Genomic DNA, 22,838 nt, shown 5'->3' with positions numbered 1-22,838 from the left:
CGGATCATCGACGATGGAGGGATGACGGTGCGCAGCGACATGATCAAGAAAGGGCCCGACAGGGCTCCGCATCGAGCGCTGCTGAAGGCGACCGGTGTGACCGACGCCGACATGGGAAAGCCCTTCATCGGCATTGCGAACAGCTACATTGATATTGTCCCGGGGCACGTCCACCTGAAGGAGTTCGGCGACCTGGTGAAGGAGGCCGTGCGGGAGGCCGGCGGCGTGCCCTTCATCTTCAATACCATCGGCGTGGATGACGGCATCGCGATGGGCCACATCGGCATGCGGTACAGCCTGCCGAGCCGGGAGCTGATTGCCGATGCGGTGGAGACGGTGATCGAGGCGCACCAGCTGGATGCGATGATCTGCATCCCCAACTGCGACAAGATCACCCCGGGCATGCTCATGGCGGCCATGCGGGTGAATGTGCCCACGATCTTCATCTCCGGCGGCCCCATGCGGGCAGGCCGGCTGAAGGACGGCCGCAAGGCGGACCTGATCAACATCTTCGAGGGGGTCGGCGCCCACAGCCGGGGCATGATCACCGACGAGGAGCTGAAGGAACTGGAAGACCTCGCCTGCCCCTCCTGCGGCTCCTGCTCGGGGATGTTTACGGCCAACTCGATGAACTGCCTCTGTGAGGCCCTGGGGCTGGCGCTGCCGGGCAACGGCACCGCCCTGGCGAAGTCCGCCGAGCGGGAGGCCTTGGCGCGGGCGGCTGCCCGGCGCATCGTCGAGATGGCCCTGGCCGGCGGCCCCAGGCCCCGGGACATCGTCACGATGGAGGCCATCGACAACGCGTTTGCGCTGGACATCGCCATGGGCGGCTCCACCAACACGGTGCTGCACACCCTGGCCATCGCCACCGAGGCCGGTATCGACTACCCGCTGGAGCGGATCAACGAGCTCTCCGCGCGGGTGCCCTACCTCTGCAAGGTCTCGCCGGCCACCTACGAGGTGCACATCGAGGACGTGCACGCGGCGGGCGGCGTCATGGCCATTCTGAAGGAGCTGTCCCGCAAGGAGGGAACGTTGCACCCCCACTGCCTCACCGTAACCGGCAGGACCATCGGCGAGCTGTGGACGGAGGCAGAGAACCGGAACCGGGAGGTCATCCGCCCGGTGGAGGATCCGTACGCCGAGACCGGCGGCCTGGCGATGCTGTTCGGCAACCTCGCGCCCAACGGGGCGGCCCTGAAGGTGGGGGCGGTGGATCCGTCCATCAGCACCTTCACCGGCCGGGCGATCTGTTTCGACTCGCAGGATGAGGCGCTGCAGGGGATCTTCGGCGGCAGGGTGCAGCCGGGCCACGTGGTGGTGATCCGCTACGAGGGCCCGAAGGGCGGCCCCGGGATGCCGGAGATGCTGGCGCCCACGTCGGCCATCGTGGGGATGGGCCTCGGCACGCAGGTCGCCCTCATCACGGACGGTCGCTTCTCCGGCGGCACCCGCGGCATCTGCCTGGGCCACATCTCGCCGGAGGCTGCCGAGGGCGGGCCCATCGCCCTGGTTCAGGACGGCGACGTGATCACGATCGACATCCCCGGCCGCCGTCTGTGGCTGGAGGTCTCTCCGGAGGAACTGGAGCGGCGCCGGGCGGCCTGGGTGAAGCCCGCACCGAAGGTGCGGCGGGGGTGGCTCGGGCGCTACGCCGCCCTTGTGACGTCGGCCAATACGGGTGCGGTGCTGCGCACGCCGGAGGAGTGAGCAAGGGAGGACGTGCAGATGGAGATGCAGGCGGCCCGCGCCCTGCTGCGGGCTTTGGAGATGGAGGGGGTCGAGGTCATCTTCGGCTACCCCGGCGGGGCGAGTCTGTACATCTACGACGCCCTCTACGACAGCCCCATCCACCACGTGCTGACCCGGCACGAGCAGGGGGCCATCCACGCGGCCGAGGGGTACGCCCGGGCGACGGGCAAGGTCGGGGTGGTGCTGGCCACTTCCGGCCCCGGCGCCACCAACCTGGTGACCGGTCTCTGCAACGCCATGATGGACTCGACGCCCATCGTGGCGATCACCGGTCAGGTGGTGCGCTCGCTCATCGGTCGGGATGCCTTCCAGGAGGCCGACGTCACCGGCATAACCATGCCGGTGACGAAGCACAACTACTTGGTGACGGACCCGGGCGACCTCCTGCGGGTCGTGCGGGAGGCGTTCTACATCGCCAGCACCGGCCGGCCGGGCCCGGTCCTCATCGACATCCCGAAGGACGTGACCAACGCGCAGGTCCGCTGGGAGTATCCGCCCAGGATCCACCTGCCGGGCTACCGGGTGTACCGGGAGGCGAGCCCTGACGCGGTGGCGGCGGCCGCCGACGCCATCAAGGCCGCCCGGCAGCCGGTCCTGATCTGCGGCGGGGGGGTCGTCTCGTCGGAGGACGCCGCCCGGCCCTTCCGGGCCCTGGCGGAGCGCATGGACGCCCCGGTGGTGGAGACCCTGATGGGTCTCGGGGGCTTCCCGATGGACCATCCGCTCTGCCTGGGGCTCGTGGGGATGCACGGCACCTTCGCCGCCAACCGGGCCGTGGCCAACGCCGACCTCCTGATCGCCTGCGGGATGCGCTTCGACGACCGGGTGACCGGCATGGCCTCCAGGTTTGCGCCCCGGGCGCGCATCATCCACATCGACATCGACCCGGCGGAGATGTCCAAAAACCTCACCTCCCACATCCAGCTGGTGGGCGACTGCGGCAACGTCCTGGCACAGCTCAACGAGGCGCTGGGCGACTGGTCCCAGTCCCTGCCCGAGTGGCGGGCGAAGGTGCAGGCCTGGCAGGAGCAGTTCCCGCTCTGGGGCGTGCGCCGGGGCGAGGAGATCCCGACCGATCCCGCCGGGGTGCCGAAGCCGCAGCAGGTGATCCAGGCGGTGCAGGCGGCTTTCGGCCCGGAGGCCATCGTGGCCACCGACGTCGGCCAGCACCAGATGTGGGCCGCGCACTACTGCACCCGCACGGAGCCCCGCACCTGGCTCTCGTCCAGCGGGCTCGGCACGATGGGGTTCGGCCTGCCCGCGGCGATCGGCGCCGCGATCGGCCGGCCCGACCGTGAGGTCGTCCTCATCACCGGCGACGGCTCGGTTCAGATGTGCATCCAGGAGCTGGCCACCGTGGTGCAGGAGCAGCTGCCGGTGAAGATCGTGCTCCTCAACAACGGCTACCTGGGCATGGTGCGCCAGTGGCAGGAGATGTTCTACAAGGGCCGCTACAAGGAGGTCGACCTGCGGCGGGGCATGCCGGACTTCGTGAAGCTGGCCGAGGCGTACGGCATCAAGGGCCTGCGGGTGCGCCGGCTCGGGGAGCTGGAGGCCGCGGTGGCCGAGACCCGGGGGCACGACGGTCCGGTGCTTCTGGAAGTCGTGGTGGAGGAGGAGGAAAATGTCTTCCCCATCGTGCCGCCTGGCGGTGCCAACACCGAGGCCCTGCTGCAGAAGGCCACTCGGTAGCCGGTCGGATGTGCAGGTGACCGGAGATATTGAAAGAATCTATAGCTCTCCCGATAGGAAGCACCGATACGGCTGGCATAACACTCCACTTTAGAAGCAAGGGCGCCCCTGGGGCGCGGTGGGAGGCAAGACGATGACTCTGGTCTCACTGAAGACGGTCCTCGATGCAGCACAGGCTGGGAAGTACGCGGTCGGCGCTTTCAACTGCAACAACATGGAGATCGTTCAGGCCATCGTCGCAGCGGCGGAGGAGGCCCGTTCTCCGGTCATTCTGCAGGCGAGCCAGGGGGCCATCAAGTACGCCGGCCTTGATTACATCGTCGGCATGGTGAAGACCGCGGCGGAGAAGGCCACGGTACCCATGGTCCTGCACCTGGACCACGGCACCGATTTCAACACGATCATGGCCTGCATCCGCGCCGGCTTCACCTCGGTGATGTTCGACGGGTCGCAGTATGAAAAGGAAGAGAACATCGCCCGGACCCGCGAGATCGTCAAGATCGCCCACGCAGTGGGGGTCTCCGTCGAGGGCGAGATCGGCAAGATCGGCGGTGTGGAAGATGACATCGCGGTCGACGAGCGGGATGCCATGCTCACGCCCGTCCCGGATGCCATCGAGTTCTACCAGGCCACCGGGGTCGACGCCCTGGCGATGTCCTTCGGCACGGCCCACGGCCCGTACAAGCTGCCGCCGAAGCTGGCGCTGGACCGCATCGCCGAGGTGCACCAGCAGACCGGCGCCTACCTGGTGATGCACGGTGGGTCAGGCGTGCCGGAGGAAGATGTGCGCAAGGGCATCGAGCTGGGCATCCGCAAGGTGAACATCGACACGGAGCTGCGGCAGGCCTTCCTGGGCGAGATCCGCCGGCAGCTGGCGGAGAAGCCCAACGAGATCGATCCGCGCAAGATCTTCGCCCCGGCCCGGGACGTGCTGAAGGAGCACATCAAGGAGAAGATGCGGCTCTTCGGCTGCGCCGGGAAGGCCTAGCGGTTGCACCGGGAAAGTCCAGACCAGGAGTTGCGATCGCCGCTGGGGAAACTTACCCAACGGCGATCGTTCCTTGCACAGGAGGAGATCAGCCTTTGCAGCATCTGTTCACCTTCGGCGACTTGGTCCTCGATGTGGTGGCCACAGCGGCCGGACGTCTGGAACCCGACACCGACACCCCAGGCGAGGTGCGGTCCTCCCCCGGCGGGTCGGCGGCCAACTTCGCGGTCTGGACCCGCCGGCTGGGCAGCCCGGTCTCCTTCGCCACCCGGGTGGGTGACGACCTGCTGGGCCGGGCGCTGGTGGCGGACATGCGCGCGGAAGGTGTCGAGGTGCACGCGGCAGTGGATCCGGTGCACCCCACGGCGGTCCTGGTGCTGTTCAGCGACGGCGTGCAGCGGCACATGATGGTTCCCCGGGGGGCGAACCACTTCCTCGGACCGGACGATCTGCCCGAAGCGAGCATCCGGACTGCCGGGTGGCTGCATGCCACGGGCTACGCCTTCTTCTGGGAGAAAACCCGCCGGGCGCTGGACCGCGCTCTCGCCTTGGCGCGCGAGGCAGGGGTGCCGATTTCGTTCGATCCCTCCTCTGCGGGGTTCATCCGCCGGCACGGGCTGGATCTGCCGGAGGGCATCCAGGTGCTCATGCCCAACCGCGATGAGGCCCTGGCGCTTACCGGATGCTCGGACCTGGAGGATGCCGCCCGCCAACTGGCCCGCAGAGCTGAGCTGGTGGCGGTGAAGCTGGGGCCGGAGGGCGCCTTGCTTGCACAGGCCGTCGCCGCCGCCGCTGTGGAGCCGGCGGTGGGCTTGCAGTCGGACGAGGTAGCCGGAGAGCCGGCGCAGCACGTGCGGTCGGACGATGCCGCCGGCGAGATGGCGCTGCGCGTGCAGTTGACCTATGTGCCTCCTGCGGTGCCCTCGGCCCCGCCGGTGGACGGCACGGGGTCCGGCGATGCCTGGGGCGCCGCCCTGATCGACGGTCTCCGGCGGGGCCTCGATCCTTACCGTGCCGCGGTCCGGGCGAACCGGCTGGGGGCGGAGGTGGTGACCCGGGTGGGCGCCCGGCCGGTGCTCCCCCCCGAGATCATGCAGCAGTTGGAGGTTGAGCGCGATGTCTGACCGCTACCATCCGGCGACCCTGGCGGTTCACGCCGGCTGTCAGCCCGATCCGGTGACGGGCGCGCAGGCCGTGCCCATCTACCAGACCACCGCCTATGCCTTTCAGTCCACCGAGCACGCCCGGCAGCTCTTCTCGCTGGAAGCGGAGGGCAACATCTACACGCGCATCAACAACCCCACCACGGCGGCGTTCGAGGCGCGCGTGGCCGCGCTGGAGGGCGGGATCGGGGCTGTTGCCTTCGCCTCCGGCCACGCCGCGCTCGTGGCTACCGTGCTCGCCATCTGCAACGCCGGCGATGAGATCGTCACCTCCTCCAGCCTCTACGGCGGGACCTATAACTTGTTCGCGACCACCCTGCCCAAGTGGGGAATTACGGCCCGCTTCGTCGAGTCGGGTGACCTGGCGGGTTTCCGCCGGGCCATCACCCCGCGGACCCGCCTGATCTTTGGCGAGGTGATCGGCAACCCGCGCCTGGACATGTTCGACATCGCCGGGGTGGCGGCCATTGCGCACGAGCACGGGCTGCCGCTGGTCATCGACAACACCTTTGCCACGCCAATCCTGTGCCGGCCCATCGAGCATGGCGCGGACCTGGTCATCCACTCGGCGACCAAGTGGCTTGGCGGCCACGGTGTCGCGATGGGCGGCGTGGTGGTGGACTCGGGCAACTTCGACTGGAACTCGCCCCGCTTCCCGGGCTTCACCGAGCCGGATCCCTCCTATCACGGCGTGCGCTATGCCGTCGATTTCGGGCGCGCCGGGTTCATCACCAAGGTCCGTGCTCAGATGCTGCGGGACCTGGGCGGCTGCCAGTCGCCGTTCAACGCCTTCCTGCTGCTTCTGGGGCTGGACACGCTGGCCCTGCGCATGCGGGCCATCAGCGAGAACGCGATGGAGATCGCCCGGTACCTGTCGGAGCACCCAGCGGTGGCCTGGGTCCGGTATCCCGGCCTGCCCAGCCATCCCGATCACGCGCTGGCGCAGCGCTACCTGAGCGGGGGCTACGGCGGCATGCTGGTTTTCGGGCTGAAAGGCGGTCTGGAGGCCGGGGCCCGGTTCATCGATTCGGTGCGGCTCTTCTCCCACGTGGCCAACGTGGGGGATGCCCGATCGCTGGTGATCCACCCGGCTTCCACGACGCACAGTCAGCTGACGCCGGCCCAGCGGGAGGCGGCCGGTGTGGGCGATGACCTGATCCGGGTTTCCGTGGGGTTCGAAGACGTTTCTGACCTGATCGCCGACCTCGAACAGGCGCTGGAGAAGGCCATGGCCGGCGCGTGAACCGACCATTCCGTCAGGCCTTTCGCGTACGTCTCAATTGTTGAGACATACGTGCAAGGAGGGGGATTGGCGTGGCGGTCAACGATCCCAACACGGTGGCGTGGGTGCTGAACGGGCCGAAGGTGCTGGCGGTGGTGGGGCTGTCCGACAACCCTGCGCGTCCGAGCTACCATGTGAGCCAGGAGATGCAGCGCCGCGGGTACCGCATCGTGCCGGTGAACCCCAAGGGCGGCGAGATTCTGGGGGAGAAGGTGTACGCGTCACTGAAGGAGATCCCGTTCCCGGTGGACGTGGTGCAGGTGTTCCGCGCGCCCCAGTACGCTCTGGATGTGGTGCGGGAGATCGGCGAGATGGCGACGAAGCCGAAGGTGCTCTGGATGCAGGAGGGCGTCGTGAACGACGAGGCGGTTGCCGAGGCCGAGGCGATGGGCCTGCTTGCCGTGCAGGACCGCTGCCTCTACAAGGAGGCCGTGAAAGCTGGCAGGTAAGAGAAGGACCGGGGTGCGGCCCTGAAGGGCGTGCCCCGGTTTTCTTTCGCTGTGCGCACCGCGCCCCGGGGTCCGTCGCCGGTCCATCTGCGCTGTTCGCATTCTGTGTGGGTTGCTGACCGGGCTCCGCCGGGCCTGCGCTTGGGGTCGATCTGCGGCCTGCGCCCCGGGGTCCGTCGCCGGTCCATCTGCGCTGTTCGCATTCCGTGTGGGTTGGTGCCCGGGCTCTGTCGGGACTGCGCTTGGGGTCGATCTGCGGCCTGCGCCCCGGGGTCCGTCGCCGGTCCATCTGCGCTGTTCGCATTCTGTGTGGGTTGCTCACCAGTCTGCCCGACCTGTGCCTGGGGCCCATCTCCGGCCCATCTCCGCTGTTCGCAGCCCGTGTGGGCAGTTGACCCGGCAGCCGGGCCCCCGCCCCCCGGACCCTAACCCCCCGACCCCCGACCCGCGGCCCTCCAAAATGCGGACGCTCTTGTTCTGTCTACAGAATTTCAGAAACTGCTTGACAGGGAACTCCGGTTCGGTTATCATGGGAACAGATACCGAACAGGAAAGGGGCCTGAGCGGACCGTGAACAGCAGCGCTGACCGGCCTGTCATCTGCTTCCACTGTCAGGCAGCGGCGGTCCAGAGTCACGGATGCTACACGCGGAAGGACGGCACACGGGTCAAGCGATACCTGTGCAGGTCGTGCAGCCGGTCTTTCAGCCAGGTGACCGGCACACCGGCGTTCAGGCTGCGCAAGCGGAAGGAATGGAACGAAATGGTCAGCCTGCTTGTCGATTTCCTGCCGCTGCGCCAGGTGGCGGCGCGGTTGGGGGTGAGCCTGTCCACCGCTTTCCGCTGGCGCCACCGCGCCCTGGCGGTCCTGGCGCAGAAGCCGCGCACGCAACTGGAAGGTCGGGTCTGCGTGGGCTGTTTCTACATTCGCTATTCGGAGAAGGGCAGCCGCATCTGCAACGGTCCTGGGAGCTGGGGCTACGACCACTGGCTGCGGAAGGGGGTTCTCGATCCCACCCGGACCGATCAGCGCTTCCGCCTGCTGGCCGACGGCCGGCCCAACGTCATCCTGGTGGCCCAGAATGAACAGGGGTACCAGCTGTTCCACCTCGGTCAGGGGCGAGTGACGGCTGACCGGTTGGCCACGGGGCTTAAGGCCCTGCTTCGACCGGGTTCGGAGGTCTATGCCTACCAGCAGCGCCATTTTGAAGCCGCGTGCAGGCAGAGCAACCTTCAGTTCCGCGACGCAAACCGGGCCCTTGCCTTGCTGTATGACAGGAAGACGGAAGCCGAAGAGTACTGGGCGGACTTGCCTGCCGCGCCTGAGTATGCTTATGGGTGGTTCCGCCAGTTCAACGGAATCGCCACCCGATATTTGGAACACTATATGGTTTGGTACTGTGAAGTCGTACGGAAGCTGGCCCGTAACCTCCGGCGGGACAGCGATCTGCCGGAGCTCGGGATGCTCACGGCCAGCGCGTGATGCGGTGATGGGCCGGGCTGGAGGTGCCCAGATCGGGCGCGGGAGCCGTAGATGGGCCGGGTTGGAAGTGCCCAAGGCGGGCGCGGGATGCCGAAGATGGGCCGGGTTGGAAGTGTCCAGGGCGGGCGCGGGAGCCGAAGATGGGCTGGGTTGGAAGTGCCCAAGGCGGGCGCGTGATGCCGAAGATGGGCCGGGTTGGAAGTGCCCAAGGCGGGCGCGTGATGCCGAAGATGGGCCGGGTTGGAAGTGCCCAGGGCGGGCGCGTGATGCCGAAGATGGGCCGGGTTGGAAGTGCCCAGGGCGGGCGCGTGATGCCGTAGATGGGCCGGGCTGGTCCCGGTGGAAGTGGTCTGCGGCGTGTCGGCCCACACGGAGTGCGAACAGCGCGGAGAGGTCGGCGAGGGAGGGTGTACCCCGCCGAAAGGTTTTTTCCGGTGCGGGGCAGACTATGCGGGACAGGGGGGAAGTCAGGATGATTTGGTTCTTGCTCTTTCTCGCTGTGCTCGGCATCGCCTGGTTCCTGTTCGTGCCCCGTACCGGCGAGAATGAAACCATACTGCCGCTGGACGCAGACCGCCCGGAGGAAGATCAGCCTGACGCCGGCGACGTGGCCATGCTCGGGGATTACCAAGTCGGCGCGCATGCGACGGGCACGGTTGAGCCGCTGTTCACTGCCGATGGCACGGGGGACGCCACCCTGACCGGGCAGGCTGCGCCGGGACCGCTCGGGGCAGGCAGCGACCTGGACAGCGACCTGACCGCCGAGGCCGCACAGGGGCAGATCGGGTCCGACGGCGACGTGGCCGGGCAGGCCGTAGTTGGGCAGATCAACTCGGACGGCGACGTGGCGAGGCAGGCCGTAGCTGGGCAGATCGACTCAGACGGCGACCTGGCGAGGCAGGCCATAGCTGGGGAGATGGAGGCGGGCGGCGGGGCGGCCGCGCAGAACGCAGCCGAGTTGGACGCAGCAGGGCCGCACGCAGCCGAGCCGCGTACAGCCGAGCCAGATGCAGCCGAGCCAGATGCAGCGAGCACGATTCAGGGGCATGGCTGGATGCCCGAGAACTACGAGGGCGACAGCTACAGGGTGGAGCGTTACGAGCAGCCCGGGACCTTTGAGTAACGGGCTGCAGTCCCTGCACGCCTGTTCGTGTCACCGCTCCCCAATCCGTGCACGCGCGAACAACCCCCTGAAGGTTACCCTTCAGGGGGTTGCGGTGCCCGGTTCGCCACTCTTGTCCCTACCTCACATCACACCCGGGCACCCCAAAGGAGCGACAGAGGATTTCGGAACAACGGGTTCCACATACCGGGCCGGGTCGCGATTCTCGGATCCGGAGATCTCGAATCAGCGGGCTTCGGACTCTTGCGCCATCCCCTGCGCCCCTTGCACTTTCAGTCTACCACACGTATTCGCCCGCGAACAGCGAACGGGGGGTTACTTTTCCGAAAGAATCGTACGAACAAAAGTTTCGTTTAACCCGCAATGTCGAGCCGCTTGCCCTCGGTGTCCTCAATAATGCAGCGCAGCGCCTGCCGGGCCCGGTGCAGCCGGGACTTAATCGTGCCCAGCGTGGTTCCCAGTACGGCGGCGATCTCCTGATAGCTCAGGTCGTGGAGATCGCGCAGGATCACGACGACCCGGTAATCGTAGGGAAGGCGACCGATGGCCCGATGCACGGCGGCCTGGATCTCGTGCCGCTCCGCGTACTCCACGGGGCCGTCGGCGTCATCCGCGGCCTGGCGCGGCACCGAGCCCTCATCCAGCGGCAGGGCCTCGTCCAGCGACGCGCAGCGAGACCGCCCTCTGCGGCGCAGTTCATCCAGGCAGGTGTTGGTCACCACCCGGTAGAGCCAGGTGGAGAACTGGGAATCGCCCCGGAAATTGTGCAGCCGCACGCAGACACGGACCAGCGCCTCCTGGGCCGCGTCGCACGCGTCGGCATAATTTCCCATTAACCGGTATGCCAGATTATAGGTACGCTGCTCGTAACGGCTGATCAACTCGCCCAGCGCGCGGCGATCGCCTTCCTGTGCCCGTTCCACTAATTGCTCATCCGTCAACACTGCCATTCCAGTGCGTCCCTCCCGTCATCACGTCCCGAGCCTCGCGCCCTGCGGTGGGGGGCTATTGTCTATCGCCCTTACTAACGAGATTCGACGTCGAAGGTTACGGGTTGCCCGTCGGTTTTTTCCCTTGTCGCCGTATAAAAGTTCGCAGGCGTGTACATAAACATGACCGCAGCGGTGCCGCCCCGGGGGCGGCACCGCTGTCGCCAACGCCGTATATTTCGGATTAATCCTCTTCGTCCCGTCCGGTCAGGATGGCGATGAACTTCTGCAGGGTCTTGCTAAAGTTCTTGCCGCGCTTGTAGATCACGCCGACCGGACGCTCGATGCGCATGTCCGCGATGGGCAGCGCGACGAGAGATCCGGACTTGACCTCCCACCGGGCGCAGCGCCGGGGGATGATCGAGACGCCCAGCTCGGCTTCCACCGACCGCTTGATCGTCTCGACGTTGTCGAACTCGTGGATCACCTCCACATCCACGCCGTGGTCGTGGAGCACCCGGTCGGTGGCCTTTCGGGTGGGAATGTCGGGGTCGAAGGCGATGAAAGGCATGCGGTGAAGCTGCTGCAGGGCGACCGCCTTGCCGGCCTGGGCCAGCGGGTGGCTGGGGCTGACGATGACCACCAGCTCATCCGACGGCAGGGGGATGACGCCCAGGTGCCGCCCCTCCTGGGGGTAGGCGACGATGCCGATATCCACCTGGTTCTGCCGCACGGCCTCGTAGATCTTGTTCGTGCGGCTGTACTCCAGGTGCACCCGGGCCTGGGGGTAGGCCTGGATGAACTTCTTGATATACGGCGGCAGGTCGTGCAGGCCGACCGTGTACACCGTGGCCACCCGGATGGTTCCGGAGACGGACTTGCTCAGGTTGGCCATCTGCTGCTCCAGGGCCTGGTAGCGTTCCACGATGTCGCGGGCGGCCTCGTAAAACACCCGTCCGGCCTCCGTCGGGTAGATGCCCTGGGGTGACCGCTCGATCAGCCGCTGCTGGAAGTGCTCCTCCATGGCCTTGACCTGCTGACTGACGGCGGGCTGGGAGATAAAATTCCGGGCGGCCGCCTTGGAGAAGCTGCGGGTCTCAATAATGTCGCAGTACACGCGGAGGTATGACAACAGCATGGTGGCGCCCTCCTTTCGGCGTCCTGCTGCGGTAGGCCAAAAGCTCCGCTTATGATCAGATTAGACGGGGTGAAGAGGGAGGGCAATAGACTAAAGTCGCATTACGACTAGGGAATCGGCAGGGGATTTCCGGCGGGTGGTGGAATTAACCACAAGCTTCGTCAACTCTACCACGAGGGGAGAGGGTGGCCCACATTGGCGGATCAACGGCTGAAAATGTATGAGGAACTCACCTGCGCCAACGGGATTCCCGGTTTCGAGGAGCCCGTGCGGCAGGTGATGCGCAAGTACCTGGAGCCGCTCTGCGACGAGATCATCAGCGACAATCTGGGTTCCATCGCCGGGATCAAGAAGGGACGGGCGGGCGGCCCCCGCATCATGCTGGCCGGCCACCTGGATGAGGTCGGCTGGATGGTCACCCAGATCACCGACAAGGGTTTCCTGAAGTTCCAGCCCGTGGGCGGGTGGTGGAGCCAGGTGCTGCTGGCCCAGCGGGTCAAGGTGCTGACCCGCAAGGGCGAGCTGATGGGCGTGGTCGGTTCGAAGCCGCCGCACATCCTCACCCAGGAAGAGCGGAACAAGGTCGTCCAGATCAAGGATATGTTCATCGACATCGGCGCCAGCTCGCGGGACGAGGCCCGGGAATGGGGCGTGCGGCCGGGTGACCCGATTGTGCCGCACTGCGACTTCCACGTCATGCCGAATCCGAAGATCCTCATGAACAAGGCGTGGGACAACCGGGCCGGCTGCGCCGTCGCGATCATGGTGCTGGAGGAGCTGAAGGACCAGGACCATCCCAACGAGGTCTACGCGGTGGGCACGGTGCAGGAGGAGGTCGGCCTGCGCGGCGCGGCCACCATGGCCAACACCATCGAGCCTGACATCGCGTTTGCCCTGGACGTCGGCCTGGCCACGGACGTCCCCGGCGGCGACGGGCAGGTTGAGGGCAAGATGGGCGAGGGCCCGCTCATCATGGTCTACGACGCCTCCATGGTGCCGCACCGGGGCCTGCGGGACCTGGTGATCGACACCGCGGAGGAGCTGGAGATCCCCATCCAGTTCCAGGCGATGGCCGGCGGCGGCACCGATGCCGGCCGCATCCACATCCAGGGCCGGGGCGTGCCTTCGCTGGTGGTCGGCTTTGCGACCCGGTACATCCACAGCCATGCAGGCCTCATCCACCGGGACGACATGGAGAACGCCGCCAGGCTGCTGGCCGCGGTCATCAAGAAGCTGGACGCCGAGACGGTGGCGCGGCTGAAGAACAACCTGAGCTAGCGACCGCCGGGAGCGGCCGCCAGCGCAGGACTGGCACGGACGAGTGAGCCGGGCGGGGTCTCCCCTCGCCCGGCTCACGGCGTTACGCTCAGACGGGAACCGACCGGCGGCGGTGCTCGGCCAGCAGCGTCCGGAGGGCCTCCAGAGACGGGGCCATCCGCGCTCTCTCCTTCAGCGCCTCTGGAAACTGATCGGAGCAGACGATGGCCACGCGCAGGGCCACCGGATCCTCCGTCCGCTCCAGGATGTCCAGGTAGACGTCGTGCATCGTCCCCTGGCTCGCCGTCTGGCTCACCTGCGATCACCTCCACCGGCTGTCGCTATGTGCCTATCATACCGCGGCCGGCGCGGGTGTAGTACGCTGCGCGGCGAAATGCCCGACGCAGGCGGTGAACTGCGGCTAGACCCAGGACGAGCGCACGGCCACACGGGCCGGCCTGGAGGGGCTGCCGAGCCGCGCACGCAGGGTGTCCACGGCCTCCGCCGGCGCCGCGAGCGGCTCCCGGATGCAGGGGATGTCCGGCCTGGCCGCCCGTGCGCCGTCGGCCAGCTGGAACCCGCTGGGCGCCGCCAGCAGGCACGCGGCCTCGGGCAGGACGGCCGCGAGCCCCTCCGCGTCCGTGACCGGGCGGAAGTGCAGATGGCGCAGGCCCCCCTGCTCCAGGCTCTGCTGCACGCGCGCCGCCTGCACCCGGTCCGCCGCCGCCACCGCGACGCAGGCGCCGGCGGGGAGGCGCTCCAGCTGCTTCAGCGCAGCACGGGCTTCGGCTCCGGCGAGGACGACCGGCTGACGCTCTTGCAGGGCCGCCGCGTGGAAGAGGGTGGTCACGATGGGGGTGGCAGGCGGGATCTGGTCCAGCTCTTCCGGCAGCGTCGGCGCCACCCGGGCGGTGGGAAGCAGCGACTCCAGCTGGCGCTGCAGCCGCCGCAGGTCGGCCCGGGCGGTACCCACGAGGACGACCCGGTTCGGGGCGGGCCGCGGCCCCCGGGCCAGGCGCGCCTGCGCGAGCAGACCCAGTGCCAGCTCCTCGGGATCCATCCCCCACTCGTCGGCGGTGGCCAGCACGCCCGCCAGGAGGGAGCGCAGCGCGGCTCCCGGCGTCTGTCCCGGGGGGTCGTCGGCCACGAAGATCCCCTTGCCCTGATGGGACGTCAGGTAACCTGCCCGGATCAGCTCGTCCACCGCCCGGGCCACGGTGTTGACGTTGATGGCCAGCCCGGCGGCCAGATCCCTGAGCGACGGGAGCTGATCCCCCGGGTGGAGGAGACCGGCGGCGATCTGGTACCGGATCTGGGCCTGCAGCTGTTCTTTGATGGGCACGCAGCTCTCCCGGTCCAGCCGGAAAGCCTGCACGCGTGCACCTCCTCTCGCCTTCTGGGCCGTATCGGGGCATTATTACGACCCGACCGGGCAGGAACCCTTCGGGCGGAGAGGCGTGAAGGAGGCGGGAAACAGGACGTCCGGAGCCGCAGGACGGCTCCGGACCCTCTCAGTGCAGGCCGAAGAGCGAGAGAATTTCTTCCCCGGTGAGACGCTGCAGGACGTACTGCTGCTCCTGCGCCTCGTTCATCTCGGTCAGCGGATCCATGACCTGGTGGAACAGCTCCCGCTTCTGCTCCACCAGCTCGGCGATGCGCTCCTCCACCGTGCCGCGGGTGAGCAGGGTGGTGACGTAGACGGGCCGCCGCTGGCCGATGCGGTGGGCGCGATCCTCCGCCTGCTGGGCCACCGCCGGGTTCCACCAGGAGTCCAGGTGGAAGACGTGGTTGGCCCGGGTCAGGGTGATGCCCACGCCCCCTGCCTTCAGCGACATGGCCAGGACGCGGGGCACGTCCCTGTGCTGGAAGTGGTGCACGACGAGCTGCCGGGTCCAGTCACTCAGCGAGCCGTCGAACAGGACCGTCCCGAAGCGCTCCAGGCGGGGAAGGAGCGGCTCCAGGGCCACCTTGGGGTACTGGGAGAAGATCAGGGCCTTCTCCCCGCGCTCGATCAGCGGGGCCAGTTCCTGCTCCAGGAACGCCATCTTGCACGACGACCCGGTGGCGGGATCCAGGTTGCAGATCTGCTTCAGATTGTTCAGCAGCGCGAGCGCGATCATGGGCGCGGCGGCGCGGCCAGCCTGCCGGATGGCGATCACCCCCGCGCGTTCGGCGGCCTCGTAGGCCATGCGCTGGGCCGGGGTGAGATCCAGCCAGACGGTGCGGTGCTCCTTGGGCGGCAGGTGGCTGAGCACGTCCGCCTTGCGGCGCCGGAGCACGTAGGGCGCGATCCGCCGGTGAATCTCCTCCATGGGGCAGCCCTTCCGGTCGGGGAGCAGTCCCGGCTTCAGGTAGGCGAAGACGGCCAGCAGCTCCTCCAGCCGGTTTTCCAGCGGCGTGCCCGAGAGCCCCCAGCGCCACCGGGCGTCCACCCTGGCCACAGCCCGGTGGGTGGCCGTTCCGGGGTTCTTGATGCGCTGGATTTCATCCAGGATGATCAGATCGTAGGCGTCGGGGGCGGCCAGGCCCGTCCTGAGGTCCTCCCGCCAGGTCTCGTACCCGGCGAGATGCACGTGTACCTGGCAGCGCCAGTACCACCACCGCCGCCGGCGGGGGCCCTCCACCGGGACCGTGCGCAGATCCGGGGCCCAGCGGCGCAGTTTGTAGTACCAGTCGAAGATCAGCGTCTTCGGGCAGAGAACCAGCGCCCGGGTCACCTCGCCCCGGCGGATGAGCACCCGCAGGGCCGCGATGGCCTGGATCGACTTGCCCAGACCCATCTCGTCGCCCAGCAGGGCCACGGGGTGCTCCATCAGAAACCGGGCGCCGTCCACCTGATAGTCATAGAGTTCCTCGCCGGGCGGAGCCCAGAGCGCGTCCGGATCGGGCACCGCACCCTCCGGCAGCGCCGGCAGGTCAAAAAACTGGAGGGGTGCGTCCGGGCCCTGTGCGCCCCACCCTTGGTCGGCAAAAATACTGGGAGCCGGCGGCAGCCCGAGGCTGTGGGTCACCGTAGACAGACTCACAGCACAGACTCCCCCCATCGCTCAATCTGTTCCGCGATAGTCTGCGCGGCGGTGTGGTCAACATAACAGGGATGTTCTGGACGACGGGGGCGCGCGGTCCGGGCGGGTCCGGCCGACCGGGGCAAGAACGTCCTGTACGATGCAAAGGTGCTGCGGAGGTGTGAGCCGGATGATGGACGCTGCGGATATCCGCAAGTTCGGCGTGGAGCCCGATTTCGAGCATTACACATACGAAGAGAACGCCTGCTCCTGGTGCGGTCAGCCGGTGCTGATCATCCAGTCGAAGGAGCGGATGCCCGGCTACCGCACGGCGGCCACGGCCTGCGAGAACTGCATGTCGAAGATGACGAAAAGGACCCGGGCCAAGGAGTTCCGCTGGGTCTTTCTTCCGGGCTGGCGGCCGGACCAGGGGTAGCCGTGGGCCGCGCTACCCCCCGCCGTTCAGGGCCGCGAGCGTCTCCGCCGGCAGGCGCACCGGCTCACGGGGGACCCGGGCCAGGTCGAAGCCGGCGACCAGTTCCTGCGGCCGGACGGGTTCAGGCCGGTCGATGAGGCCGCTCAGGTACGCCAGGTGGCCCACCACCGCCTCCGGGCGTGTGCCGGCGGCCCGGATGCCGGCCAGGGTCACCGCGCCGTGCCGCTTGGCCAGCCGGGCGCCGTCGGGTCCCAGGAGCAGCGGCAGGTGGCCGAACCGGGGCACCGGCCAGCCCAGCGCGCGGTAGAGCAGGATCTGCCGCGGGGTCGAGTCCAGCAGGTCGCCGCCCCGCAGCACGTGGGTCACGCCCATCAGGGCATCGTCCACCACCACGGCCAGCTGGTAGCCGATGACCCCGTCGGCCCGGAGCACCACGAAGTCGCCGCCGGCGCCGGGCGGAAAGCGCTGCGGTCCGGCCACCAGGTCGGTGAAGGTGATCGCCTCGTCCGGGAGGGCGAAGCGGAGGGACGGCGTCTTGCCGCCGGCTTCCCGTTCGCGCCGCTGCTCAGGCGTCAGGCGGCGGCAGGTGCCGGGGTAGGCCGGCCCCTCCGAGGCGAGGCCGTGCGGGGCGGAGGCGATGGCCATGAGCTGCGCCCGGCTGCAGTAGCAGGGGTAGAGGCAGCCCGAGGCCTGAAGCCGGGCCAGCGCCTCCCGGTAAAGCGCCTCCCGCTCCGACTGGTAGTACGGCCCATGGGGACCGCCGACGCCGGGACCCTCGTCCCAGTCGAGCCCCAGCCAGCGCAGGTCTTCGATGGCCTGCTCGGCCAGGTGGGGGCGGGAGCGGGCCCGGTCGATGTCTTCGATGCGCAGGAGAAACCGCCCGCCTTCCCGGCGCGCGTGCAGCCAGGCCAGAAGGGCGGTGCGGGCGTTGCCCAGATGAAGCGCCCCCGACGGGGTGGGGGCAAAGCGGCCGCAGACCATGTTCGATCACCGGACTATCTATTCTGCGCGGCGCACCGGCTTGCCCTTCCCGGCGGGGACAGGTTATGCTGTTCGGGAGCACACGGACCATATGGAGGGAACGACCGATGCACACCAGCGGGTGGAAGGCGGCCGCCGCCTCGCTCCTCCTCCTGGCCATGCTGGCCGGATGCGGCGGGGCAGGCGGTCCGCAGAACGTCTATAAGAACGGGCAGTCCGCGGGGCAGCAGGACGGCGCCGGGAGTCCAGATGCGGGTCAGGGCGGTGTAGGCCAGGGCGACCCGGGTCAGGGCGGCTCGGGTGACGCCGGGACGGGCGGATACAAGCAGTGGGACAGCCCCCCCGAGATGAGCATCGATCCTGCCAGACGGTACACCGCCACGATGGAGACCAGCCTCGGCACCCTGACCTTTGAGCTCTTCGCCGAGGAAGTGCCGCAGACGGTCAACAACTTCGTCTTCCTGGCCCGCGAGGGCTTCTACGACGGCGTGACCTTCCACCGCATCATCAAGGACTTCATGATCCAGGGCGGCGACCCGACGGGGACCGGCACGGGCGGGCCCGGGTACACGATTCCGGACGAGTACCCCGTCACCCGGCCCTACAAGCGGGGCACCCTCGCCATGGCCCGCACCGCCCTGCCGAACTCGGCCGGCAGCCAGTTCTTCATCTGTACCGGGGAGGACTGCGGCGGCCTTGACCGCCAGCCGGACTACGTGATCTTCGGCCAGCTGATCGAGGGGGATGACGTGCTCACCCAGCTGGAATCGGTGCCGGTGCGGCGGGGCAACCCGGTCGACCCGGTGCCGTCCACGCCCGAGGATCCGCCCGTCATCAAGAAGGTCACGATTATCGAGGAGTAGGCCCTGACGGAGGGCGGAATCACCTGTGACGGAGAAACGGATGCCCGTGGGCGCGGCGGGCCGGGTGCCGGTGCGGCCGGAGCCCCCGGAGGGCTGGCGCGCGTGGCTGGCCGAGGTCTACCGGCGGCTGCTCGGGGCTTTCGGGCCCCGCCACTGGTGGCCCTCCGCCCTGGCGCCTTCCCCCGCCAGAGCGGAGCCCTTTGAGATGATCGCCGGCGCCATCCTGGTGCAGAACGTGGCCTGGAGCAACGCGGCGAAGGCGGTGCAGGCCCTGGCCGGGGCCGGACTGCTGGACGTGGCGGCAATGGCCGCGGCGCCGGTGGCGGAGGTGGAGCGGCTGATCCGGCCGGCCGCGTACTTCCGGCAGAAGGCGCGGCGGCTGAAGGGCTTTGCCGCCTACGTGACGGATCGGTACGGGGGCGATCTGGCGGCGATGCTGGGCCGGCCCCTGGCGGACCTGCGGCCGGAGCTGCTGAGCCTCAGCGGCATCGGTCCCGAGACGGCGGACTGCATCCTCTGCTATGCCGCCGGCCATCCGGTAATGGCCATGGACGCCTACACCCGGCGCATCTTCTCCCGCCTGGGGGTCTTTGCCCCAGACGTCCGGTACCACGACATGCAGGCGTTTTTCCACGCCTACACCCCGGCCGATGCGGGCCTGCGGGGCGAGTTTCACGCGCTGATCGATACCCTGGGGAGCCGGCTCTGCCTGAAACGGGAGCCGCACTGCGGCGAATGCCCCCTGGCGGACCTCTGCGGACGGGTGGACGTCCCGGCGCAGGGGGAACCGGTGCGGATCGTCTTCAAGGACAAGAAACACTCCTCGGGCACCATCCGGGACGGCGAGATCGTGCTCTACATCTCCAGCCGGCTCTCCCGGGCGGAGCAGGCCCGCCATATCGAGGAGCTGACCCGGCGGCTGCTGCCCCGCCTGGCGCGGGCGCGCCGGCTCCGCCAGAGCGGCGCGGATCCCACGCGGGGTCTGACCCCATCCCCGGTGACGGACGACGCGGCGCTGGCCCGCTGGGCCCGGGAGATCAACGAGCGGCACTACGGCTTTCCCATGGGCCAGGTGCGCTTCCGCCGGCAGACGTCCCGCTGGGGCTCCTGCAGCACCCGCACCCGCAACATCCAGATCAGCCACCGGCTCCGGGGCGGCCCCCACGAACTGCTGGAGTACGTGCTCATCCACGAGATCGCCCACCTGGGGGAGCCGAACCACAGCCCCCGGTTCTGGGCGCTGGTGGAGCGGGCCTGTCCGGACTGGCGGGAGCGGCGCCGGCTGCTGCGGCGCTACGAGGAGTACCTGCGCGCTTCGGGATCGGCAGCTGAACCTTGAACATTGAAACCCGTATCGTAACCACCGTGGAGGGGTATTGAACGTGGGCACAGTGATCGAGGTCAGGGGGCTGCGCAAGGAGTTCAAAGTGGCCAGGCGCAAGGAGGGACCGTTCGCCGCGCTGCGGACGCTTTTCTCCCGGGAGTTCGACACCCGTGTGGCGGTCGACGATGTCTCCTTCACGATCGGGCGGGGCGAGCTGGTGGGCTACATCGGCCCCAACGGCGCGGGCAAGTCGACGACGATCAAGATGCTGACCGGCATCCTGGTGCCGACCGCCGGCGAAGTGCGGGTGCGGGGGCTCGTCCCGTACCTGAGGCGGGCGGAGAACGCCCGGCAGATCGGGGTGGTCTTCGGCCAGCGGACCCAGCTCTGGTGGGACCTGCCGACCATCGAGTCGTTTCAGCTGCTGCAGCACATCTATAAGGTGCCCCGGGAGCGGTACCGGCAGAACATGGACCTGTTCAGGGACCTGCTGGGGCTGGATGAGTTCCTGAACACCCCCGTGCGCCAGCTCTCGCTGGGGCAGCGCATGCGCGCGGACCTGGCCGCGGCGCTGCTGCACGACCCGGAGATCGTCTACCTGGACGAGCCGACCATCGGCCTGGACGTCGTCGCCAAGGAGCGGATCCGGGAGTTCATCCGGGCCATCAACCGGGAGCGGGGGGTCACCGTCATCCTGACCACCCACGACATGCAGGACATCGAGAAACTCTGCGAGCGCATGATCCTCATCGACCACGGCCGGGTCATCTACGACGGGCCGATCGCACAGATCAAGGCCCGCTTCGGCAAGCACCGCACCCTGGTGGTGGACCTGGAGCCCAACGGCGCCGTTGACGCCGTGGCGGTGGAGGGGGCCGAGCTGGTGCGCCGGGATGGCAGCCGCATCTGGCTTCGGTTCAACCGCGACGAGCTTTCGGCCAGCGACCTGATCGCCCGGGTGTTGCGCCGCTTCGCGATCCGGGACCTGACCGTGGAGGAGCCGGACATCGAGGGCATCATCGCCCGCATCTACCAGGAAGGGATCTAGCGGGCAAAGGAAGAGGGGCCGCCGGCAGCACGTCTGCCGGCGGCCCTCTGTCATCTCGCGCCTCTAGTACGGATTGCACCCGATGTTGTCGACGGCGGGAACCTGCTCCGGGGAGTTGCAGGCAGGCCGGTAGTACTCGTACAGGCTGCGGAGGCACCCCTGCCGCTCGGTCTCATCCGTCACCACGGCGTAGGAGTACGCCACCTCGTCCGTTTCCACCCGGGCCTTGGCACACGCGCTGATGCCCGCGGCCTGCGCGTCGCCTTCCACGATGGTGCCCAGGTAGGCCAGCAGGGTGTTGTACAGGTTCTGCGCCTGGCCCACGTAGAAGACCTCCCACTCCCCGCTTTCGCGGCGGGCGTGCAGCTTGAACACGCCCGGCTTCTGCGGCACGTCCACAATGTCGAGCGGGTGGGCGAACCGGCCGCCCTTCCAGTCAAGGCCCAGGATCGTCATCCAAGCCACGGGTCGCTCCCCTTTCGGTCAGTACTAAAGTGCAGCAATGTGATGTACTATCGGTGAACTATCGTAGCACATTGGCGCCATGCCGTCCAGCGCCGAAAACCAGCCGCGGATCCCCCGGGTCGGGCGGACGATGCCGGCACGCGCCGGCGGGGCGCCGGACTCTGGCAGCGTTTGGCGGCAGGAAGCCGGGGTGCGTCTGCCGAATCAGGGCAGAGCGCGATGTGTTGTACGTATAGTATTTGTATATTTAAGATAAGGAGTCGTGACGGTGAAGCGCTTTCTGTTCATCCCCCTGCTGATCGCCGCCCTGGTCGGCTGTACCGCACTGTCCGCGGGGCCCACCGGCACGGATCCGGGCGCCGGTCCGTCGCCGGCGGGCGAAGCTGGGGCGCCGGGCGGCGGGGACGCCGGCGGTCCGGCGGAGGATCCCGGAGACGAACCCGGGCACCCGCCCGGCGGTGCGCCGGGGACGGAGCCTGACGGGACGGCCGGCGGCACCCCCGGGGAGCCGCCCGAGGTGACCATCACCTTCGTCGGCGACATCATGCTGACCCGCCTCCCCGGCGAGCACCTGGCCCGGGGGGAGGACCCGTTCGCCGGCGTGGCGGACGTCCTGACCCGCGCCGACCTCACCATCGGCAACCTGGAGTGCGTCGTGGCGACGGTGGGCGAGCCGGTTCCCAAGTGGTTTAACTTCCGGTGCCACCCCCGGGTGGTCCCGGTGCTGGCCCGGTACATCGATGCCGTGTCGGTGGCCAACAACCACTCCGGCGACTACGGGAAGGAGGCCTTCGCCGAGCAGCTGCAGCTCCTGAAGGAGGGCGGCGTGCACTACTTCGGCGGCGGCATGAACCTCGCTGAGGCCCATCAGCCGCTGATCCTGGAGCGCAACGGCCTGAAGATCGCCATCCTCGGCTACAACAACGTGGAGCTGCGAAGCTATGAGGCCGGGCCCGACACGCCGGGGCTGGCGTGGATCGAGCTGGACCAGCTGGCCGCCGACGTGCGGGTGGCAAGGGCGCAGGCGGATGTGGTGGTGGTGTACCCGCACTGGGGTTACGACTACATGTTCTGGCACGCAGAGGACCAGGCGGAGATCGCGCGGGTGGCCATCGACAACGGCGCCGACCTGGTGGTGGGCACGCACCCCCACGTCACGCAGCCGGTGGAGATCTACAAGGACCGGCTGATCGCCTACAGCCTCGGCAACTTCGTCTTCGACGACTTCGTCGACGTCGGCCCCGATCTGGACGAGCCTGCGCGCACCAGCTGGGTCCTGACCGTGACGGTGGGGCCGGACGGCATCAGACGCTGGGAGACCCGGGTGGCCCGGACAGACGACCGGGGCTTCCCGCAGTGGCTGGAGGGCGTGCCTTCCCCCTGCAGCGACGGGGCGCCGGAGGACGGCTATCTCTGCTATCCATGAGCCTGTGGGAAGAAAGGGAGGGGCTGCAGTCGCCC

General features: G+C 68.4%; 21 protein-coding genes. 14 read left to right on the top strand and 7 right to left on the bottom strand.

Going from position 1 to position 22,838, the window contains the following annotated elements; translation table 11 throughout:
- Nucleotides 1-21: 21 nt before the first annotated feature.
- From ilvD to ACZ5UM_RS01055, 8 genes are all read left to right on the top strand, one after another.
- Nucleotides 22-1,710 (top strand): dihydroxy-acid dehydratase, encoded by a 1,689-nt coding sequence (ilvD, locus tag ACZ5UM_RS01090; RefSeq protein ID WP_464846384.1) that lies wholly within the window; start codon nt 22-24, stop codon nt 1,708-1,710.
- A gap of 18 nt (nt 1,711-1,728) precedes the next feature.
- A complete protein-coding gene (ilvB, locus tag ACZ5UM_RS01085; protein ID WP_464846381.1) occupies nt 1,729-3,444 on the top strand; it encodes a biosynthetic-type acetolactate synthase large subunit in 1,716 nt (571 codons plus the stop codon).
- A gap of 133 nt (nt 3,445-3,577) precedes the next feature.
- Nucleotides 3,578-4,432, top strand: coding sequence for a class II fructose-1,6-bisphosphate aldolase (locus tag ACZ5UM_RS01080; RefSeq protein ID WP_464846377.1), 855 nt, complete (start codon nt 3,578-3,580; stop codon nt 4,430-4,432).
- Nucleotides 4,433-4,527: 95 nt separating this feature from the next.
- On the top strand, nt 4,528-5,556 hold the full coding sequence (locus ACZ5UM_RS01075) for a carbohydrate kinase family protein (protein ID WP_464846375.1): 1,029 nt from the start codon (nt 4,528-4,530) through the stop codon (nt 5,554-5,556).
- Complete coding sequence (locus ACZ5UM_RS01070; protein WP_464846372.1) at nt 5,549-6,838, top strand: O-acetylhomoserine aminocarboxypropyltransferase/cysteine synthase family protein; 1,290 nt, start codon at nt 5,549-5,551, stop codon at nt 6,836-6,838. Before ACZ5UM_RS01075 ends, ACZ5UM_RS01070 begins: the two co-directional genes overlap by 8 nt.
- Before the next feature lie 71 nt (nt 6,839-6,909).
- On the top strand, nt 6,910-7,326 hold the full coding sequence (locus tag ACZ5UM_RS01065; protein ID WP_464846369.1) for a CoA-binding protein: 417 nt from the start codon (nt 6,910-6,912) through the stop codon (nt 7,324-7,326).
- Nucleotides 7,327-8,088: 762 nt separating this feature from the next.
- Nucleotides 8,089-8,808, top strand: a complete 720-nt coding sequence (locus ACZ5UM_RS01060) for a hypothetical protein (RefSeq protein WP_464846366.1) — start codon at nt 8,089-8,091, stop codon at nt 8,806-8,808.
- Nucleotides 8,809-9,280: 472 nt separating this feature from the next.
- Complete coding sequence (locus tag ACZ5UM_RS01055; protein WP_464846364.1) at nt 9,281-9,931, top strand: hypothetical protein; 651 nt, start codon at nt 9,281-9,283, stop codon at nt 9,929-9,931.
- Between the two features lie 353 nt (nt 9,932-10,284).
- Here ACZ5UM_RS01055 and ACZ5UM_RS01050 read toward each other — a convergent pair whose 3' ends face one another.
- On the bottom strand, nt 10,285-10,881 hold the full coding sequence (locus tag ACZ5UM_RS01050; RefSeq protein WP_464846360.1) for a sigma-70 family RNA polymerase sigma factor: 597 nt from the start codon (nt 10,879-10,881) through the stop codon (nt 10,285-10,287).
- 223 nt (nt 10,882-11,104) lie between these two features.
- Nucleotides 11,105-11,998, bottom strand: a complete 894-nt coding sequence (locus ACZ5UM_RS01045) for a LysR family transcriptional regulator (RefSeq protein ID WP_464846359.1) — start codon at nt 11,996-11,998, stop codon at nt 11,105-11,107.
- Between the two features lie 195 nt (nt 11,999-12,193).
- On the opposite strand from ACZ5UM_RS01045, the gene ACZ5UM_RS01040 reads away from it, so the two are divergent.
- Nucleotides 12,194-13,276: a M42 family metallopeptidase gene (locus ACZ5UM_RS01040; protein ID WP_464846357.1), complete on the top strand. Its 1,083-nt coding sequence runs from the start codon at nt 12,194-12,196 to the stop codon at nt 13,274-13,276.
- Nucleotides 13,277-13,364: 88 nt separating this feature from the next.
- Here the strand turns inward: ACZ5UM_RS01040 and ACZ5UM_RS01035 are convergent, their stop codons facing one another.
- From ACZ5UM_RS01035 to ACZ5UM_RS01025, 3 genes are all read right to left on the bottom strand, one after another.
- Nucleotides 13,365-13,571, bottom strand: coding sequence for a hypothetical protein (locus ACZ5UM_RS01035; RefSeq protein WP_464846356.1), 207 nt, complete (start codon nt 13,569-13,571; stop codon nt 13,365-13,367).
- Between the two features lie 105 nt (nt 13,572-13,676).
- Nucleotides 13,677-14,630, bottom strand: coding sequence for a GntR family transcriptional regulator (locus ACZ5UM_RS01030; protein ID WP_464846353.1), 954 nt, complete (start codon nt 14,628-14,630; stop codon nt 13,677-13,679).
- A 136-nt stretch (nt 14,631-14,766) separates the two neighbouring features.
- Complete coding sequence (locus ACZ5UM_RS01025; protein WP_464846351.1) at nt 14,767-16,281, bottom strand: DEAD/DEAH box helicase; 1,515 nt, start codon at nt 16,279-16,281, stop codon at nt 14,767-14,769.
- 169 nt (nt 16,282-16,450) lie between these two features.
- On the opposite strand from ACZ5UM_RS01025, the gene ACZ5UM_RS01020 reads away from it, so the two are divergent.
- A complete protein-coding gene (locus ACZ5UM_RS01020; RefSeq protein WP_464846347.1) occupies nt 16,451-16,696 on the top strand; it encodes a hypothetical protein in 246 nt (81 codons plus the stop codon).
- A gap of 12 nt (nt 16,697-16,708) precedes the next feature.
- Here ACZ5UM_RS01020 and gluQRS read toward each other — a convergent pair whose 3' ends face one another.
- Nucleotides 16,709-17,677 carry a tRNA glutamyl-Q(34) synthetase GluQRS gene (gene gluQRS, locus ACZ5UM_RS01015; RefSeq protein WP_464846345.1) on the bottom strand — a complete coding sequence of 323 codons (969 nt, stop codon included), beginning with the start codon at nt 17,675-17,677 and terminating at the stop codon, nt 16,709-16,711.
- Between the two features lie 107 nt (nt 17,678-17,784).
- Here gluQRS and ACZ5UM_RS01010 point away from each other — a divergent pair, with 107 nt between their 5' ends.
- Genes ACZ5UM_RS01010 through ACZ5UM_RS01000 form a run of 3 tightly spaced genes read left to right on the top strand, consistent with a single transcriptional unit; the run spans nt 17,785 to nt 20,912 of the window.
- The gene (locus tag ACZ5UM_RS01010) at nt 17,785-18,540 is read left to right on the top strand and encodes a peptidylprolyl isomerase (RefSeq protein WP_464846343.1); all 756 of its coding nucleotides are present in this window, start codon (nt 17,785-17,787) and stop codon (nt 18,538-18,540) included.
- A 25-nt stretch (nt 18,541-18,565) separates the two neighbouring features.
- Nucleotides 18,566-19,879, top strand: a complete 1,314-nt coding sequence (locus tag ACZ5UM_RS01005) for a YgjP-like metallopeptidase domain-containing protein (RefSeq protein WP_464846341.1) — start codon at nt 18,566-18,568, stop codon at nt 19,877-19,879.
- A 43-nt stretch (nt 19,880-19,922) separates the two neighbouring features.
- Nucleotides 19,923-20,912, top strand: a complete 990-nt coding sequence (locus tag ACZ5UM_RS01000; protein ID WP_464846339.1) for an ABC transporter ATP-binding protein — start codon at nt 19,923-19,925, stop codon at nt 20,910-20,912.
- Between the two features lie 63 nt (nt 20,913-20,975).
- Here the strand turns inward: ACZ5UM_RS01000 and ACZ5UM_RS00995 are convergent, their stop codons facing one another.
- The gene (locus ACZ5UM_RS00995) at nt 20,976-21,377 is read right to left on the bottom strand and encodes a GIY-YIG nuclease family protein (RefSeq protein WP_464846337.1); all 402 of its coding nucleotides are present in this window, start codon (nt 21,375-21,377) and stop codon (nt 20,976-20,978) included.
- Between the two features lie 268 nt (nt 21,378-21,645).
- Between ACZ5UM_RS00995 and ACZ5UM_RS00990 the strand changes: the two genes are divergently transcribed.
- Nucleotides 21,646-22,803, top strand: coding sequence for a CapA family protein (locus tag ACZ5UM_RS00990; RefSeq protein ID WP_464846336.1), 1,158 nt, complete (start codon nt 21,646-21,648; stop codon nt 22,801-22,803).
- Nucleotides 22,804-22,838: the final 35 nt, after the last annotated feature.

It is taken from the genome of Symbiobacterium ostreiconchae (genome assembly GCF_055396975.1).
The sequence above is the reverse complement of the archived record's forward strand: the minus strand, read 5'-3'. Positions and strand labels throughout refer to the sequence as shown.